At 61.4% G+C, this 17,981-nt stretch carries 16 protein-coding genes and 1 riboswitch; of the genes, 11 read left to right on the top strand and 5 right to left on the bottom strand.

Annotated features, from left to right (window positions below; genetic code table 11):
* Positions 1-45 precede the first annotated feature (45 nt).
* On the bottom strand, positions 46-1,239 hold the full coding sequence (locus tag E0L15_RS10495; RefSeq protein ID WP_087234115.1) for an acetate kinase: 1,194 nt from the start codon (positions 1,237-1,239) through the stop codon (positions 46-48).
* 170 nt (positions 1,240-1,409) lie between these two features.
* Between E0L15_RS10495 and E0L15_RS10490 the strand changes: the two genes are divergently transcribed.
* From E0L15_RS10490 to E0L15_RS10460, 7 genes are all read left to right on the top strand, one after another.
* Entirely contained in the window at positions 1,410-2,543 is a 1,134-nt protein-coding gene (locus tag E0L15_RS10490) for a nucleotidyltransferase family protein (RefSeq protein WP_168125552.1), read from the top strand.
* Complete coding sequence (locus E0L15_RS10485) at positions 2,536-3,627, top strand: acyltransferase family protein (RefSeq protein ID WP_168125551.1); 1,092 nt, start codon at positions 2,536-2,538, stop codon at positions 3,625-3,627. The genes E0L15_RS10490 and E0L15_RS10485 overlap by 8 nt, the downstream gene beginning before the upstream one ends.
* Positions 3,628-3,676: 49 nt before the next feature.
* A complete protein-coding gene (pepT, locus tag E0L15_RS10480) occupies positions 3,677-4,912 on the top strand; it encodes a peptidase T (protein WP_168125550.1) in 1,236 nt (411 codons plus the stop codon).
* Positions 4,913-5,002: 90 nt separating this feature from the next.
* Positions 5,003-5,890, top strand: coding sequence for a rhomboid family intramembrane serine protease (locus E0L15_RS10475; RefSeq protein WP_242954946.1), 888 nt, complete (start codon positions 5,003-5,005; stop codon positions 5,888-5,890).
* Between the two features lie 124 nt (positions 5,891-6,014).
* Positions 6,015-7,904 (top strand): bifunctional UDP-sugar hydrolase/5'-nucleotidase, encoded by a 1,890-nt coding sequence (locus tag E0L15_RS10470; protein ID WP_347565998.1) that lies wholly within the window; start codon positions 6,015-6,017, stop codon positions 7,902-7,904.
* Between the two features lie 152 nt (positions 7,905-8,056).
* A complete protein-coding gene (locus E0L15_RS10465; RefSeq protein ID WP_087234105.1) occupies positions 8,057-8,308 on the top strand; it encodes a FeoA family protein in 252 nt (83 codons plus the stop codon).
* Between the two features lie 3 nt (positions 8,309-8,311).
* Positions 8,312-10,123 (top strand): ferrous iron transporter B, encoded by a 1,812-nt coding sequence (locus E0L15_RS10460; protein WP_168125549.1) that lies wholly within the window; start codon positions 8,312-8,314, stop codon positions 10,121-10,123.
* A 63-nt stretch (positions 10,124-10,186) separates the two neighbouring features.
* Here E0L15_RS10460 and E0L15_RS10455 read toward each other — a convergent pair whose 3' ends face one another.
* Entirely contained in the window at positions 10,187-10,663 is a 477-nt protein-coding gene (locus tag E0L15_RS10455; protein WP_168125548.1) for an SLOG family protein, read from the bottom strand.
* A gap of 157 nt (positions 10,664-10,820) precedes the next feature.
* Between E0L15_RS10455 and E0L15_RS10450 the strand changes: the two genes are divergently transcribed.
* On the top strand, positions 10,821-11,072 hold the full coding sequence (locus tag E0L15_RS10450; RefSeq protein ID WP_087369619.1) for a helix-turn-helix transcriptional regulator: 252 nt from the start codon (positions 10,821-10,823) through the stop codon (positions 11,070-11,072).
* Positions 11,073-11,196: 124 nt separating this feature from the next.
* Here the strand turns inward: E0L15_RS10450 and metK are convergent, their stop codons facing one another.
* The 3 genes from metK to spoVAD form a co-directional block, all read right to left on the bottom strand.
* Positions 11,197-12,384, bottom strand: a complete 1,188-nt coding sequence (gene metK, locus E0L15_RS10445; protein ID WP_168125547.1) for a methionine adenosyltransferase — start codon at positions 12,382-12,384, stop codon at positions 11,197-11,199.
* A gap of 78 nt (positions 12,385-12,462) precedes the next feature.
* Positions 12,463-12,576, bottom strand: a riboswitch (SAM riboswitch).
* A gap of 68 nt (positions 12,577-12,644) precedes the next feature.
* Positions 12,645-13,001 carry a stage V sporulation protein AE gene (gene spoVAE / locus E0L15_RS10440; RefSeq protein ID WP_087229157.1) on the bottom strand — a complete coding sequence of 119 codons (357 nt, stop codon included), beginning with the start codon at positions 12,999-13,001 and terminating at the stop codon, positions 12,645-12,647.
* Positions 13,001-14,011, bottom strand: a complete 1,011-nt coding sequence (spoVAD, locus tag E0L15_RS10435; RefSeq protein ID WP_168125546.1) for a stage V sporulation protein AD — start codon at positions 14,009-14,011, stop codon at positions 13,001-13,003. Before spoVAD ends, spoVAE begins: the two co-directional genes overlap by 1 nt.
* A 158-nt stretch (positions 14,012-14,169) precedes the next feature.
* On the opposite strand from spoVAD, the gene E0L15_RS10430 reads away from it, so the two are divergent.
* From E0L15_RS10430 to E0L15_RS10420, 3 genes are read left to right on the top strand one after another with little or no spacing between them, the layout of a single operon-like run.
* Positions 14,170-14,787, top strand: coding sequence for a hypothetical protein (locus E0L15_RS10430; RefSeq protein ID WP_168125545.1), 618 nt, complete (start codon positions 14,170-14,172; stop codon positions 14,785-14,787).
* Entirely contained in the window at positions 14,788-15,534 is a 747-nt protein-coding gene (locus tag E0L15_RS10425; protein WP_168125544.1) for an acyl-ACP thioesterase domain-containing protein, read from the top strand.
* A gap of 1 nt (position 15,535) precedes the next feature.
* Positions 15,536-17,980: a cation-translocating P-type ATPase gene (locus E0L15_RS10420; RefSeq protein ID WP_168125543.1), complete on the top strand. Its 2,445-nt coding sequence runs from the start codon at positions 15,536-15,538 to the stop codon at positions 17,978-17,980.
* Position 17,981: the final 1 nt, after the last annotated feature.

The raw sequence follows: 17,981 nt of genomic DNA, 5'->3' as shown, positions 1-17,981 counted from the left end.
AATCCCGGTGCAAGAATTGCACCGGGATTTTTGTATCTCTGGAATTTAGGCCAGCTCGGCGGTGTCCAGGGCGATCATCAGCTCCTCGTTGGTGGGGATGAGCAGCACCTTGACGGGGGAGTCGGGGGTGGAGACCACGGTCTCCTTGCCGCGGACGTTGTTGGCCTCGGGGTCCATGTGAATGCCCATGAACTCCAGACCGGAGGCGATGGACATACGCTCGGCAGCGGAGTTCTCGCCCACGCCGGCGGTGAAGATCACGGCATCCACGCCACCCATGGCGGCGGCATAAGCGCCGATGTACTTCTTCACGGAGTAGCAGAACATGTCCAGAGCCAGAGCGGCGCGCTCGTTGCCCTGCTCGGCAGCGGCGGTGAGGTCACGGAAGTCGGAGGACACGCCGGACACGCCCAGCACGCCGGACTTCTTGTTGAGCACGTTCATCATCTCTGCCATGCTCATGTTGTGCTTGTTCATCAGGTACTCCAGGATACCGGCGTCCAGATCGCCGGAACGGGTGCCCATGGGAACGCCGGCCAGGGGAGTGAAGCCCATGGTGGTGTCCACGCTCTTGCCGCCGTCGATGGCAGTGATGGAGGAGCCGTTGCCCAGGTGGCAGGAGATGAGCTTCAGCTCTTCCAGGGGCTTGCCCAGCATGGCGGCGGCCCGCTGAGCCACATACTTGTGGCTGGTGCCGTGGAAGCCGTAGCGGCGCACCTTGTCCTGCTCATAGTACTCGTAGGGCAGAGCATAGGTGTAGGCCTTGGCGGGCATGGTCTGGTGGAAGGCGGTGTCGAACACGCCCACCTGGGGCACGTCCTTGCCCATGACGGCCTCGCAGGCCTTGATGCCGGTGATGTTGGCGGGGTTGTGCAGGGGGGCCAGGGGGATGCACTCCTCCAGAGCGGCCATAACCTTCTCGTCGATCTTCACGGAGCAGGCGAAGGTCTCACCGCCGTGCACCACACGGTGGCCCACGGCCTCAATTTCCTTCATGGAGGAGATCACACCGTTTTTCTCGTCCACCAGGGCGTTGAGCACGGCCTGAATGGCCTCAGAGTGGGTGGGCATGGCCACGTCGGCGGCGTCGATGGTCTCCTTGCCGGGGGCCTTGTAGGTGAACTTGCCGTCGATGCCGATGCGCTCGCACAGGCCCTTGGCCAGAACTTCCTGGTTGTCGGTGTCCAGCAGCTGGTACTTCAGGGAAGAGCTGCCGGCGTTGATCACGAGAACTTTCATGATTGACACTCCTTCATATTGTGTAAGATAAAATTGTATTTGCGTCCAGAGCAGAAGTATAATACAATAAAAACCGCATTTATTATAATGCCGGAAATAGGAATAAGCAAGGGCTTTTCTGACAGTTTGGTAAGATATGTGTAAAAATACACCCTGGGAGGGGATGAAGCATGGAAATTGTGGGCATCGTGGCAGAGTATAACCCCTTCCACAACGGGCACCGACACCAAATCGCCCAGGCCAGAGCTCTGGCAGGGGCGGGGGCCGTGGTGTGTGCCATGAGCGGGAATTTTGTCCAGCGGGGGGACTGCGCCGTCACCGACAAGTGGACCCGGGCCCGGATGGCCCTGGAGGGTGGCGCAGACCTCATCTTGGAGCTGCCCACGGTGTGGGCCTCCTCCTCCGCTGAGACCTTCGCCCGGGGCAGTGTGGAAATCCTCCACGCTGCCGGGGCCACCGCTTTGTCCTTTGGCAGTGAGACGGGGGACGGGGCAGCCCTGGCGCAGGTGGCCCAGGTCCTGGACGACCCCGCCTTTTCTCAGGCCCTCCAGCCCTTTTTGAGCCGTGGCCTGCCCTTTGCCCAGTGCCGCCATCGGGCGGTCCAGGAGCTGCTGGGGGAGGAGGCAGCCGCCTGCCTTGGAAACGCCAACGACAATCTGGGGGTGGAGTACCTGCGGGCCGCCCGCCGCCTGGGGTGGAGCCCCAAGGTCTATCCCGTCCTCCGGGTGGGGGCGGGCCACGACGGGGGAGATCACCCCCAGTACCCCTCGGCCTCCCATGTGCGGGGAGAAATTCGCGCCGGGGCGGTGGCCATGGACAACCCCGCCTTTCTCTCCTATAACCAGCGGGGTATGTTGGCTCGGCTGCGCTGCCTGGAGCTGGAGGACTGGGAGCGCATTCCCGACTGCGGCGAGGGATTGGCCCAGCGGCTGTACCGGGCGGTGCGCCAGGGCACCAGCTTGGAGGAGATTTACGACCTGGCCAAGACCAAGCGTTACGCCCACGCCCGCATCCGCCGGGCGGTGCTGTGGGGGGCCCTGGGGCTGCGGGAGCAGGACCGTCCTGCCCAGGTGCCCTATCTGCGGGTGCTGGGGGCCAATGAGCGGGGGCTGGGTGTGTTGCGCAACCTAGACGGCTCTGTCCCTGTCATTACCAAGCCCACCCACGGAAAAGGCCTCCCCCTCATGGAGCGGGAGGCCAGATGCACCGACTTCTACGCCCTGTGCCGGGAGACCGTCACCCCCTGCGGGGCGGAGTGGAGCACCAGCCCGGTGATCTTGCAAAAGAGCGGCAATCATGTATAATGGGGAGGATGCCAGAGAAAGGGGAGAGAAGATGGACAGCCGAGGAGAGGGGAGAGAACGCTCATTCTTTCTCACATTTATGACGGTGATCTCCTGTGTGGCCGTGGTGATTCTCCACGCTAACGGGGTGTTCTGGAGCTTTTCCTATGAACGGGTGTGGCTCACCGCCAATGCGTTGGAATCCGTGTTCTACTTTGCGGTGCCGGTGTTCTTCATGATCTCCGGGTCCACCCTGTTGGACTACCGGGACCACTACGACACCCGGACCTATGCCATCAAGCGTGTGAAAAAGACGGTCATTCCCTTTCTGGCGTGGAGCCTGGTGGCCCTGGCCTTTCAGCTGATCTTGAAGGGCTATACCTTTGAAAAAGTGACGGTGTACACCGTGGTGGACACCGTCCTCAACTCCCGACACTGGGGAGTGTATTGGTTCTTTATGCCCTTGTTTGGGGCCTATCTGGCCATTCCGGTGTTCAGCCTCATCCCCAAGGAGCGGCGTAAAAGCATCTTCCCCTACGTCATTGCCGTGGGCTATCTCTTCAATGAGCTGATTCCCTTTGTCAACCGCCTGTTGGGTAACGTCATTCCTGTCAGCGGGGAATTGGGCTTCCCCATCAGCCGCGGCTACCTGCTCTACCTCTTTGTGGGCTACTACATTTATCACTACCAAGTGCCCCTGTGGCTGAGACGGCTCACCTATGTGCTGGGGGCAGCGGGATTGGCGGTGCACATGGTGGGGACCTGGTACTGCTCGTACCAGGCGGGGGAGATTGTCACCCTGTTCAAAGGCTATATGAATCTACCCTGCTTTTTCTATTCCACCGCCCTATTCCTCTTTTTCCGCAACGTGAATTACCAGAAGTGGAACCGTCGGGTGACGGCCGCTCTAAACTACCTCAGCACCGAGACCTTCAACGTCTACCTGATTCACATGTTTGTCATCACCGGCGTGTCGGTGGTGTTCAAGGTCAGCTGGACCAGTTTTGTGAGCCGAACGGTGGGGGCCGTGGCGGTGTTTCTGGTGGTCACCCTCATCTGTAAACAAGTAAAAAAGCTTCCCCTGGTGCGGATCGTGCTCCCGTGAGCGGCCCGCACAGGTGAAACCATAAACCAATGAGAAAGGAAGAACCGTTATGCGTGCCTATGAACGCTTTTTGACCTATGCCAAAATCCATACCCAGTCCAGTGAGGACACCGGGGTCACCCCCTCCACCCCCATCCAGTGGGACCTGGCCCGGGTGCTGGAGCAGGAGCTCCGCGACCTGGGGGTGCAGGACGTGAAGCTGGATGAGCAGTGGTGCATTGTCACCGGCCACATCCCTGCCACTCCCGGCCTGGAGCAGGTCCCCGCCCTGGGCTTCCTGGCCCACATGGACACCGCTCCCGCCTTCTCCGGGGAGAACGTCAACCCTGTGTTCCATGAAAACTACGACGGCGGCGACGTGGCCCTGCCCCGGGAGGACCGAGTCATCCGGGCCGAGGAGTTCCCCTTCCTGGCGGACCTGAAGGGCAAGACCCTCATCACCGCCGACGGCACCACCCTGCTGGGGGCCGACGACAAGGCGGGCATCGCCGAGATCATGACCCTGTGTCAGCGGCTGCTGGCCGGGGAGATTGCCCACGGTCCCATCTGCGTGGCCTTCACCCCCGACGAGGAGATCGGAGAGGGCCCCAACCACTTTGACGTGGCGGGCTTCGGGGCTCAGTACGCTTACACCGTGGACGGCGGTGCTGCTGGCTCCATTGAGTACGAGAACTTTAACGCCGCCTCCGCCAAGGTGGACATCACCGGCGTGTCCGTCCACCCCGGCTCGGCCAAGGACATCATGGTCAACGCCATTTTGTTGGCCCAGCAGCTCAACGCTCAGCTCCCCGCCCAGGAGACTCCCGCCCACACCGAAGGATATGAGGGCTTCTACCACCTGGACCGTTTGGAAGGTACCGCCGCCGCCGTGCGTATGGAGTACATCATCCGGGACCATGACCGGGCCAAGTTTGAGCAGCGCAAGGAGACCATGCGCCAGGCCGTGGCCACCATCCAGGCCCAGTACCCCACCGCCCATGTGGAACTGACCATGCAGGACAGCTACTACAATATGAAGGAGAAGCTCACCGACTGCATGTTCCTCATTGAAAACGCCAAGAAGGCTGCCCAGGCCGCAGGGGTTACCCCGGAGGTGGAGCCCATCCGAGGCGGTACCGACGGAGCCCGCCTGTCCTTTATGGGCCTGCCCTGTCCCAATCTGGGCACCGGCGGCTACAACTTCCACGGCCCCCTGGAGTGCATCACCGTGGAGGACATGGACGCCGTGGTGGACATCCTGGTGCATCTGGCAGACATCCACGGGAAAACATTTACAAATTGTTGATGTAATTTTCATTTGATCCGTTAGAATGGAGAGGTGCATCGGGCGCAGCGGCGCCCTAAGAAAAATCCCCTGCGGGGAGGAGGACTTTCGTTGATCTATCGAAATCGTGGCTATGGGCCCATTGATCGGTTCTGTGCCAAGCATCCCAATTTTGGCATTCCCAATCTGATGAAAATCATCGTCTTCGGCCAGATTGCCGTGTACCTGGTGAATATGCTCACCTATGTGATGTTCGCCCAGAACTTTGTGGGTTATTTGCAGTTTGTGCCCGCTTTGATTCTGAATGGTCAGGTGTGGCGTCTGGTGACCTGGGTGGTGGTGCCCAACGCATCCAGCCCGTTTATGCTGCTGCTGACCTGCTATTTCTACTACTGGATTGCCGCCATGTTGGAGCGAGAGTGGGGCACCGCACGGTTTACCCTCTTTTACTTGGGCGGTATGGTGTTGTCTGTGGTGCTGGGTATGGCGCTGGGCTTGGGCCAGATGAACCTGACCCATACCATTGCATCCCTGAATCTGAGCTACTACCTGAACCTGTCCATCTTCCTGGTGCTGGCGGTACTGTACGGAGAGATGCAGGTGCTGCTCTTCTTTGTGGTTCCAGTGAAGATGAAGTGGATGGCCCTCATCGATGTGGTGCTGGTCATCGTGGATATGGTGGACTTGTTTAAGCTGGGCTATTGGATGTTGGCCTTGGTGCCTCTGGCCAGCTTTATCAACTTCTTCATCTTCACCTGGCCCTTCTGGCAGGCCAAGCTGGGAATTGTGCGCCACAAGACCGACCCCAAGGTGATCCACTTCAAGCAGGCCCAGAAACAGGCCCAGGAGACAAAGGGGTATCACCACAAGTGCGCGGTGTGCGGTATCACCGACGCCGACGACCCGGATATGGAGTTCCGCTACTGCTCCAAGTGCGACGGCTACTACTGCTACTGCGCCAATCACATCAACAACCACGTGCACATTCACAAAGATTGATCGTCTGCATGTCCAGTGGGCGGACGGCGGAGGAGAGACCCTCTGCCGCCCGCCCACTTGTGTTCTGTGCCAATTTCAGGTATAATGAGGAAAATCAAAACGGTTGAGTCAGGAGGAATGTCCCGTGAGACGACTTCTTTGTCTGGTGATGCTGCTGGCGCTGGCTCTGTCTCTCAGCGTGTCCCAGGTGTGGGCCGCCGACGAGACGGTGGAGGAGATCACCATTTTATATACCCACGATATGCACTCCAGCTTTCTGCCCAAGGAGGGGCCGGACGGGCACTCCAGAGGGGGCTATGCCCGGCTGAAAACCCTCATTGATGAGCAGAAGGAGGAGCACCCCAACGCTCTGGTGCTGGACGGAGGCGACTTCTCCATGGGCAGCCTGTTCCAGACGGCCTATTCCACTTCCGCTCTGGAGCTGCGGGCCATGGGCCAGATGGGGTACGATGTCACCACCTTTGGCAACCATGAGTTTGACTACCGCGCCTCTGGCCTGGCCGATATGCTCTACGCCGCCGTGGACAGCGGGGACCCTCTGCCCGCCATTGTGGACGCCAACTATCTCCCGCCTCAGGAGGATGAAGAGACCTGGGACGCTCTGTACACCTACGGGGTGCAGGATTACCGAATCCTGGAGCGGGGCGGCGTGCCCTACGTGATCTTTGGCATCACCGGGGTGGACTCCGATGAGTGCGCGCCCATGTCGGGAATGGAACTCCATGACCCAGTGGAGACGGCCAAGCGTGTGGTGAAGGAGGCCACGGAGCAGTGCCAGACCGCCTATGGGGAGGACCCCGTGGTGATTTGCCTGTCCCACTCCGGCACCGAGAACGGGAAGGGGGAGGACTATGAGCTGGCCCAGAAGGTGGACGGCATCGACGTCATCATCTCCGGCCACACCCACACCACCCTGGAGCAGCCCATTGAGGTCAATGATACCTACATCGTCTCCGCTGGAGAGAACAGCAAAAATCTGGGTGTACTCACCCTGACCCGCACCCAGGACGGGGTGGAGCTGAAGGACAGCCGCCTGGTGCCTGTGGACGAGCGCGTGCCCGAGGACCCGGAGATGGCGGCGTGGATTGAAGCGGCCAAGAGTCAAGTGGAGCAGGACTACCTGGCGGACTTTGATCTGGAGTTTGACCAGGTGCTGGTGAACAATCCCTACCAGTTCGACACCGTGGATGAGGTGTACGACACCCAGCACGAGTCCACCCTGGGCAATCTGCTGGCCGATGCCTACTACTGGGCGGGGAACCAGGCCAGCCAGGACCCGGTGGACGTGGCTCTCACTGCCTCCGGCGTCATCCGGGATACCTTCCCCAAGGGGCCCATCACCGTCTCCCAGGTGTTCAACGTGGCTTCTCTGGGCATTGGTGCCGATGGAGTGCCCGGCTATCCCCTGATCTCGGTGTATCTGACGGGCAAGGATTTGAAAAACGCCATTGAGGTGGACGCCTCGGTGCCGCCTCTTATGTCGGCGGCCCAGCTGTTCTACTCCGGGGTTGGATACTCCTTTAACACCAACCGGATGATCTTCGACAAGGTGGACTACGCTGTGCTCATGCGAGAGGGCGGGATCACCGAGCCCATCGTGGATGACCAGCTCTATCACGTGGTCACGGGGCTGTACATCGGGCAGATGCTGGGAGCGGTTGAGAGCTCTACCTTTAACATCCTCACCGTGACCCCTCGGGATGCCCAGGGCAATCCCATTGATATCTCCCAGCTGGAGGACTACATTCTCCACGACGACGAAGGCAACGAGGTCAAGGAGTGGTACGCCATCGCCTCCTACCTGCAATCCATGGGCGGCGAAATGGACCAGAAGTACGGACAGACCGACGGGCGCAAGCTGGTGTACTCCAGCTGGAACCCGGTGAGCCTGCTGAAAAATGCGGGGCTGCCTACCTTCGTGGCCATTCTGGCCCTGGTCATTGTGGTGGCGCTGCTGGTCGTGATGGTGGTGCTGGTGAGAAAATTCATTCTCCGCCGCATGAGAAGAAACTGAGACCTCACAGGAAGAAAGATGAAAAAGAGAAGGCCCCGTGCCCAGAGACAACCTCTGAGCACGGGGCCTTTTTGGTGAACCCTGGGGGTGTGCACCCCATAGGATGGAGTGCCGGATTCCCACCAGGGGAGCCGGGAAAGGAGAGAACTTCGATGGACCGACAATGGAATTTAGCGGCGCTGGCCGAGGGGGAGAGCGGATACGTGCAGTCCGTGTCCACTCACCTGGCCCTCAAGCACCGTCTGGAAGATTTGGGACTCATCCCGGGCACCCGGGTCACCTGTATGGCCCGCAGCCCGGCGGGGGACCCCTGCGCCTACCTCATCCGGGGCGCCCTCATCGCCCTGCGTCAGGCAGACGCCCGCCAGATCGCCCTGTGCCCGGCCCACCAGCGGGGGGCGTGAGACATGGGCTCCTGTGTTGCCCTGGTGGGCAACCCCAATGTGGGCAAGTCCACGGTGTTCAACACCCTCACCGGGCTGCACCAACACACGGGAAACTGGGCGGGGAAGACGGTGGATGTGGCCACCGGGACCTTTACATGGCAGGGCAGCGAGGTGACGGTGGTGGACCTGCCCGGCACCTACTCCCTACAGACCGCCTCCCCGGAGGAGGACATCGCCCTGGACTACCTGCTCCACGGTCAGGCCAACGGTGTGGTGGTGGTGTGCGATGCCACCTGTTTGGAGCGCAATCTTATTTTAGCCCTCCAGGTGCTGGAGGTGACAGGAAATGTGGTGGTGTGCGTCAACCTCATGGATGAGGCCCAGCGGCTGGGGGTGCAGGTGGACCTCACCGTCCTGGCCGACGCCCTGGGCGTGACCGTGGTGGGGGTGTCTGCAGGCACTGGGGCGGGGCTGGATACCCTGCGGGAGGTGATGGTTCGGCTGGCCGAGGGAGAAATCACCGGACCTGTTCGCCCCGCACAGCCCCCTATGGAGCGGGTGTGCACCGCCCAGGCCTACGCCCGTCAGGCGGTGGACACCACCCCCACCCCCCAGGCCCGCCGTCAAGCGGTGTGGAACAAGTGGATGGTGAGTGGGTTTACCGCCATCCCTCTGATGCTGGTGCTCCTGGCCGGGGTGATGTGGCTGACGGTGGCGGGGGCCAATCTGCCTTCGTCTCTGCTGTCCCAGGGCTTTGACTGGCTGGGACAGCAGTTGGAGGGGTGGATGGGGGACTGGGACCCCGCCCTTCGGGCCTTCCTCCTGGACGGAGTATACGGGGTGACCACCTGGGTGGTGTCGGTGATGCTGCCCCCCATGGCCATCTTTTTCCCCCTGTTCACCCTGCTGGAGGACCTGGGCTACCTGCCCCGGGTGGCCTTTGTGCTGGACCACGCCTTTCAAAAGGCCAGGGCCTGTGGAAAACAGGCTCTCACTATGTGCATGAGCCTGGGGTGTACCGCCTGTGGTGTGACGGGGTGCCGTATCATTGACAGCCCCCGGGAGCGGCTGGCCGCCATGCTCACCTCGTCCCTGGTGCCCTGTAACGGGAAATTTCCCACCCTACTGGCCCTCATTACCCTGTTTCTGGTGGGACAGGGGGGAAGCCTTGTGGGGGCAGCGGCCCTGCTGGGGGTGCTGCTGCTGGGGGTGGCCGCCACCCTGGGGTGTACCCGACTGCTCACCGCTACCGTGCTGAAAGGTACCCCCTCCGCCTTTGCCCTGGAGCTGCCTCCCTTCCGCCGTCCCCGGGTGGGGCAGGTGGTGGTGCGCTCCCTGCTGGACCGCACGGTGTTCGTGCTGGCCCGAGCGGTGGCGGTGGCGGCCCCCGCCGGGGGCGTCATCTGGCTGCTAGCCAACATCACCGTGGGGGATGCCACCATTCTGGCTCATATCACTGGATTTTTGGACCCCCTGGGGCAGCTTATGGGCCTGGATGGGGTGATTTTAACCGCTTTCCTCCTGGGCTGGCCCGCCAACGAGATTGTCATGCCGGTGATGCTCATGGCCTACCTGGCCCAGGGCAGCCTGGTGGACTTTGACCAACTCACCGGGGTGCAGACCCTTCTGGAAGCGCACGGGTGGACCATGACCACAGCGGTGTGCACCCTCCTGTTCACGCTGTTTCACTGGCCCTGCTCCACCACCTGCCTCACCATCTGGCGGGAGAGCAAGAGTATCAAGTGGACCCTGGTGGCGGTGGCGGTGCCAACCCTGCTGGGAATGGGGCTGTGCATCCTGGTCAATGCTTTGGGGAGTCTGTTGGGAATCTAGAAGAAAGGGGCTGTTGCAGACATGCGGTTTGCAACAGCCTGTTTCTGTTTTGCAGCGGCTTCTTCATAGCCTCCCAATGTAAGGAGATACGGAACGGGGTGGGTCCAGATTGAGCACCCGCTTGCCCATTTGCTTGGCCAGTGCTGCATATCTGGCTGCATGACCACAGGGATGGGTCACATATGTCACCACATAATCCGACTGTTTTAACATCCAGCGATTTCTCCAGTCCATGGTGAATTGCTTGGGAATGGTGTCAATACCGTCTGGAAGAATCAAATGGGAGTCATCCATGGCGTTCTCTCTCGTCTCTTGCCCATGGATGGGGAGATGCGCCAGAACAACCCCATAGGTGACGCTTGGATATTCCAGGCAAAGCTCACGGAGGACAGAACAAGCCATGCGCTCAAAACCGCCTTGGTTGCCTACATAGAATGTACGAACGCCGTGCTCTTCGATGAAATCCATGAGAACTCGGCGCAGTTGCGGCCTTAAATCAGGGGGACATTGACGATGCCCCAAAAATGTACACGTTGACATATTGCTCCCTCCAAAGAAGTTACCTTTATTCGGGTATATGACAATTGTAAAACAAAATTATTCCACAAGTCAACCCGTATTCGGGTAGGTTTTCCCTTGTTTGTTGCTATCATCACATCAACCCGTAAATGGGTAATGATTGCAGAGGGAGAAGCCTATGGAATATTACGAGCTATATATTCAGCGCATCCGGGAGCTTTGCAGACAGCGGGGGATTTCCATCAATAAACTGGCCTCCATGAGCAATGTCAAGCAGTCCACCTTGGACAACATTGTGCGAGGGGTGACCAAAAATCCACGGGTGAAGACGCTGCACAAATTGGCGTTGGCCTTCAACATGACGGTGGCAGAGTTTTTAGATTTTGAGTCGCTCAATGAATATTCCTTTGAGGATGACGAAGAAGAGTGATTTACCTGGGGGAAACCCGTTGCAAATGATAGTGGCTGAGCCCAAACAGAAAGCTGGGACATGAAAAAATGAGTGAGAATCGCCTTTTGGCGGCTCTCACTCATTTTGGTTGATGGGATAGGGATTAGCCCTTGCAGGCGTCCAGCAGAGCCTGGGTCATGTCGGTCTTCTCCCAGGGCAGGTCCAGCTCGGGACGGCCGAAGTGGCCATAAGCGGCGGTCTGGCGGTAGATGGGGCGGCGCAGGTCCAGACGGTTGATGATGGCGGTGGGCCGCAGGTCAAAGACCTGGTTCACGGCCTGCTCCAGCACCTCGTCGGACACCTTGCCGGTGCCGAAGGTGTCCACCAGCACGGACACAGGCCGGGCCACGCCAATGGCGTAAGCCAACTGCACCTGGCAGCGGTCGGCCAGCCCAGCGGCCACCACGTTCTTGGCCACCCAGCGGGCGGCGTAGGCGGCAGAGCGGTCCACCTTGGTGGGGTCCTTGCCGGAGAAGGCGCCGCCGCCGTGGGGGGCGGAGCCGCCGTAGGTGTCCACGATGATCTTGCGGCCGGTGAGGCCGGAGTCGCCCTGGGGACCGCCCACCACGAAGCGGCCGGTGGGGTTGATGTAGATCTTGGTGTTCTTATCCATCAGATTAGCGGGGATGGTGGGACGGATGACGTGCTCCACCATGTCGGCACGAATCTGCTCCAGAGAGGCCTCGGGGCTGTGCTGGGTGGAGATGACCACAGCGTCCACCCGTACGGGGTTCTGGTTCTCGTCGTACTCCACGGTGACCTGAGACTTGCCGTCGGGGCGGAGGTAGTCCAGGGTGCCGTCCTTGCGCACGGCGGTGAGCCGCTGGGCCAGCTTGTGGGACAGGGAGATGGCCAGGGGCATGAGCTCCTCAGTCTCCCGGCAGGCGTAGCCGAACATCATGCCCTGGTCGCCGGCGCCGCCGTCCAGCTCGTCGGTCATCTCGCCCTCCCGGGCCTCCAGGGCCTTGTCCACGCCCATGGCGATGTCGGGGGACTGCTCGTCGATGTTGAGCACCACGCCGCAGGTGTCGCAGTCAAAGCCGTACTTGGCCCGGTCATAGCCGATGTCCCGGATGACCTCCCGGGCCACCTTGGCGATGTCCACGTAGCAGGAGGTGGTGATCTCACCCATGATGTGCACCAGACCGGTGGACACGGTGGTCTCACAGGCCACACGGGCCACAGGGTCCTGAGCCAGAATGGCGTCCAGAACGGCGTCGGAAATCTGGTCACAGATCTTGTCGGGGTGTCCCTCGGTGACAGACTCCGAGGTAAAGAAACGTCTTGCCATAAGTAATCTTCCTTTCTTTGTACGGTAAAAGCGAAAACAAAAAATCCGCCGGACAGTCCGGCGGATGGAGACAGCGTGTCCTCATCTTGCGCGCGAGTGAAACACTCGTCTCCGCCGGATTTGGCACCTTGCTCAGGTAAGCAGGTTGCCGTGGCTTCATTGGGCCGATCCCTCCGCCACTCTCGATAAGGCAATGTTCAATTGCGGGTAACATTATATCTTTACACCACTGACTTTGTCAATGGCAGAAACATGGAAAATCACTTCTTGGGCCGGGGTCGAAACAGGAAAGATGCCACAAGACCCAGGGTGATGGCCAGGGCGATACCCCCAGCGGTGGCGGTGAGTCCTCCGGTGAGCACCCCCAGCCAGCCCTCCTCCTCCACGGCCTTGCGCACCCCCTGGGCCAGGGTGTGGCCGAATCCGGTGAGGGGGACGGTGGCCCCGGCCCCCGCCCAGTCCACCAGAGGCTGGTACAGCCCCAGTCCGCTGAGGATGACCCCCGCCACCACGTAAAACACCAGAATCCGGGCGGGGGTGAGGCTGGTGCGGTCCAAGAGCACCTGACCGATGACGCAGAGAATGCCGCCCAGCAAAAAGGCGTTGAAGTATTCCATCAGCTTGCACCTCCTTCCAGCACAATGGCGTGGCAGATGCCGGGGATGGACTCCCCCTGCATGGTGGACACGGGGGAGAGCAGCGCCCCGGTGGGGCAGAAGAGCACCCGCTTCCACCGCCCGGACTGGAGGCCGGGCAGGACCATGGTGGTGAGCACGGCGGCGCTGCACCCACACCCGGAGCCGCCGCAGTGGACGTCCTGGGCCTCCCGCTCAAAGAGAAGCAGGCCGCAGTCGTTGTAGTTGGACAGGGGACACCCGTCCCGGGAGAAGAAGTCGGAGACGATCTCCCACCCCAGCTGGCCCAGGTCTCCAGTGAGGATGAGGTCGTAGTCGGCGGGACTGCGCCCGGTGTCCCGGAAATGGGCCCGCAGGGTCTCGTAGGCCGCCGGAGCCATGGCCGCCCCCATGTTGGCGGGGTCTTTGATCCCCTTGTCCATCACCTTGCCGATGGTGACGGCGGACACCACCGGGCCTTTCTCCCCTTGGGAGGAGAGCACCACCGCCCCGGCGGCGGTGGCGGTCCACTGGGCGGTGGGGGGCCGCTGGCAGCCGTACTCCAGAGGGGTGCGGTACTGCCGCTCGGCGGAACAGAAGTGGGAGGAGGTCATGGCGGCGGCGTGGTGCCCCCAGCCCCCGGAGAGAAGCAGGGAGGCCAGCGCCAGGCTCTCCCCCATGGTGGAGCAGGCCCCATAGAGGCCCAGGTAGGGCACCCCCGCCCACCGGGCGGCAAAGGCGGAGCTGATGCACTGGTTGAGAAGGTCTCCCGCCAGGAGAAAGTCCAGCTGCTGGGCCTCCAGCTTGGCCCGTTTCAGCGCGGACTCCAGGGCCATCTGCTGCATGGTGGTCTCCGCCATCTCCCAGCTGGACTGCTGGAAGGTGTCGTCTTCACAGGTGTGGTCAAAAAAGCGGCCCAGGGGGCCCTCTTTCTCCTTGCGGCCTCCGGCGCTGCCGTAGCCCACGATGACGGGGGGCCGGGAGAGTTGATAGGTTTGGGACGAGCGGGGCATAGGCAAAGACTCCTTCAAGAAAATGTCTTGCCTCTAGTATGCGCACCGACAAGGAATTTATCACAAAAGCCAGGGAGTGCTAGAAAAATTCACAAAGGGGTGGTATAATGCACTCTGTTGGAAAATTTTTTGAGAAATGTTATGGGAGGAATCCTGTTATGTCGGAACAGACCAGATACATCGGCTATATCTGTCCCGTGTGCGGCAAGGCTGTGGTGGTGGAGCGCACCGCCTTTGCCCTGGCCGCCGGGGACCAGATCATCCCCTGTCCCTGCGGCAAGTCTCAGCTGGAATTTCACCAGCAGGGGGAGCACTGTCAGGTGACGGTGCCCTGTCTCTTCTGCGCCAAGGACCACCACACCGTGTGCTCCACCCGGGCCATGATGGAGGAGAAGCTGCTGGTGCTCTCCTGCTCCGCCTCGGGGCTGGGCTGCTGCTTCATCGGAGAAGAGGAGGCGGTGTTCGGCGAAATGGAGAAGCTGGAGCGGGCCGTGGACAAGCTGCGCATGGATGACCAGGAGGAGACCCGAGGCACCTTCCTGGACGAGATCGTCATGGGCGAGGTGCTGGCGGAGCTCAAGGACATTGCAGGCCGCAAGGGCATCTCCTGCGGCTGCGGCTGCGACCAGTACGGTATCAAGGTGGGGTACTCCTCGGTGGATGTGGTGTGCGCTGGATGCGGTGCCACCCTGCGGCTACCGGCCGCCACCCTGGACGACGTGGACGAGATCTGCGCCCGCTATACCCTCACCATTCCTGGAAAGAAGGAAGAGTAAATGAGTCATCAAATCACTGAAGTCACCTTCCGGGTGGGCTCCCTGGATGTGGACATGTTCAACCAGTGCCGACCCTCGGCGCTGCTGGGCTATTTGCAGGAGGCCGCCACCCAGGCGGCCATCCAGCTGGGGGCCTCGGGGCCGGAGATTTTTGAGCGGTATCACTGCCTATGGATGGTGTCCCGCAACTGGGTGGAGCTGTATGCCCCCCTGCGGTGGAACGATGAATTCACCATTCAGACCTGGCACCGGGGCGGCACCGGGGTAGCCACATACCGGGACTTTGACATCTTCCGGGACGGGAAGCTCATCGGCCAGGGTGTGGCCCAGTGGGTGATGGTAGACGCCGACACCCACAAGCTGTTCCGGCTGCGGGACGTCACCGAGTTCCAGGGCACCGACGGCGGGGAGCGGAACAAGTCCATCAAGCTCCACCGGGTACCCATGCCCAAGGAATTTGGTGCGGCAGGGAAGCGGTATCTCGGGTATTCGGATACCGACATCAACGGCCATATCAACAACAGCCACTATGCTGACTATGCCTGTGATGCCCTCCACATGGAGCGAAATGGCAAGGGAAAGTACATCCGGGACATCCAAATCTCCTACATTAGTGAGTGCCGGGCGGGGGAAGAGCTGTCCATGGCCACCGCCGTGGAGGGAGAGCACCTCTTTGCCCGTGGCATCGGCCCAGAGGGTGAGGTCCGGTTTGAATACGCCATGACCTTGGCGGACGAGGAACAATAAGATGATAAAGCGAAACAAGAGACAGAGAGGGGACGGCCAGCTCCGGCAGCCCGTCCCCATGGATCGCTATTTTCCCACCCCGGAACAGGGCCTGACCCAGGCCCAGGCCGCCCAGCTGGCCGCCGCCGGATGGCATAACCGGGTGGAGGAGACCAACCTGAAATCCACCGGGGAAATCATCCGGGAAAACACCCTGACCTTCTTCAACCTGGTGTTTGTGGTGCTGGCGGCGCTGCTGGTGCTGGCGGGCAGCTTCCGGGACATGTTCTTTCTGCTCATCGCTGCCATCAACTCCCTCATCGGCATCGTCCAGCAGCTGCGCTCCAGAGCCACCCTGAGCAAGCTGGCTCTGGTGGCTCAGGCCCGGGTCAAAGTGGTGCGGGGCGGACAGCTGGGCACCGTGCCTGTGGACCAACTGGTGCGGGAGGACATTGTGGAGTTGGGTGCTGGAGATCAGATTCCCGCCGACGGCCCGGTTTTAGTGGGCCAAGTCACGGTGAACGAGGCCCTCATCACCGGCGAGGCGGACCCCATCGTGAAAAATCCTGGGGACCCGCTGCTCTCCGGCAGCTTTGTGGTGTCTGGCAAGTGCCGGGCCCGGATGGACCAGGTGGGAGCGGCCAGCTACGCCGCTCGTCTGGCCCATGAGGCCAAGGCGGACCAGGGAGCGGGCAAGTCCGAGATGATGAAGTCTCTGGACCGCCTGATTCGGGTCATCGGTTTTGCCCTTATCCCTCTGGGTATCGCCCTGTTTTGCAACGAATTTCTGGTGCAGGAGCAGAGCTTCTCCACCTCCATCACCTCCATGGTGGCCGCCCTCATCGGCATGATTCCCGAGGGCCTGTACCTCTTGACCAGTGTGGCCCTGGCCGTCTCGGTGATGCGCCTGGCCCAGCGGAAAACCCTGGTTCACCAGATGAGTGCCATTGAGACCCTGGCCCGGGTGGACGTGCTGTGCGTGGATAAGACGGGCACCGTCACCCAGCCGGACATGTCGGTGCAGGAACTGGTGTGCCTGGACCCCCAGACCTCTCCCCAGCAGGTGGAGGGAGTGCTGGGTGCCTACTACCAGGTGATGGACGCCGACAACGACACCGCCAAGGCTCTGGCCCGGCGGTTCCAGCAGGGGAACGGCTGGCAGGCCCAGCAGGTGGTCCCCTTCACCTCCGCCAATAAGTGGTCGGCGGTGGTGTTCCAGGACCACGGCTCCTACGTGCTTGGAGCCCCGGAATTCATCCTCAAAGAGGGCTACCAAGCCATTGCCCACCGGGTGGAGCCCTACCAGCAGGCGGGCTGCCGGGTATTGCTGCTGGCCCAGTGCGACACGCCTCCCACCCAGGAGGGGGGCTTGCAGGGTGCGGTGGTCCCCGTGGCCCTGGTGGTGGTGGCCAACCCCATCCGCCCCGAGGCCCCCGACACCTTCCGCTACTTCGCCAAGTACGGGGTGGACGTGAAGGTCATCTCCGGTGACAACCCCCAGACCGTGTCCCGGGTGGCCCAACAGGCGGGCATTGCTGGGGCGGAGCGATTTGTGGACGCTGCCACCCTCAAGGAGCCGGGGGACTATGACCGGGCTGTGCAGGAATACAACGTCTTTGGCCGGGTGACCCCGGACCAGAAGCGCAAGCTGGTGAAGGCCCTGCAAAAGGCGGGGCACACCGTGGCCATGACCGGCGACGGCGTCAACGACGTGCTGGCCCTGAAAGACGCCGACTGCGGCATCGCCATGGCCTCGGGAGCCGAGGCCGCCTGCCAGGTGGCCGAGCTGGTACTGCTGGACTCCGACTTCTCCGCCATGCCCCGGGTGGTGGAGGAGGGCCGACGGGTCATCAACAACATCCAGCGGGCCGCCGCCCTCTACCTGGTGAAAAACATCATGTCGGTGTTTCTGGCCCTCATCACCCTCATTGCCGGGTTCCCGTACCCCTTTGTCCCCATTCAGCTCACCCTCATCAGCGCCTTGACCATCGGCATTCCCTCCTTTGTGCTGGCCCTGGAGCCCAACCATGAGCTGGTGCGGGGCCGCTTTATGCACAACGTGCTCCGCCGGGCTCTGCCGGGAGGTCTGACCAACATCGTGCTCATTGTGGGTCTGGAGCTGTTCACCTATGCCTTTACCTTCCAGAGGGCCACCTTGTCCACCCTGTCCACCGTCACCATCGGGGCGGTGGGACTGCTGGTGATCTACTATGTGGCCCGGCCCTTGGACAAGAAGCGTTGGGCCCTGCTGGGGGCCATGACCGTGGCCATGGTGGTGGCCGTGGTGTGGTTTGGACCCTTCTTCGAGCTCACCGCCCTGGACCTCCAGTCCGCCCTGGTGGTGACGGTGTTCCTGCTGCTCACCCCCTCGGTGATCTACGCCTTTGAGACTGCCTTTGAATGGGGCAGCCGCATCAAAGGGGAGTGGCTCAAGCGCAGAAAGCAGCGTGCCAAAAGCGAACAATAAG

It is taken from the genome of Pseudoflavonifractor sp. SW1122 (assembly GCF_012027765.1).
Taxonomy (GTDB): Bacteria; Bacillota; Clostridia; order Oscillospirales; family Oscillospiraceae; genus Enterenecus; species Enterenecus faecium.
The sequence above is the reverse complement of the archived record's forward strand: the minus strand, read 5'-3'. Positions and strand labels throughout refer to the sequence as shown.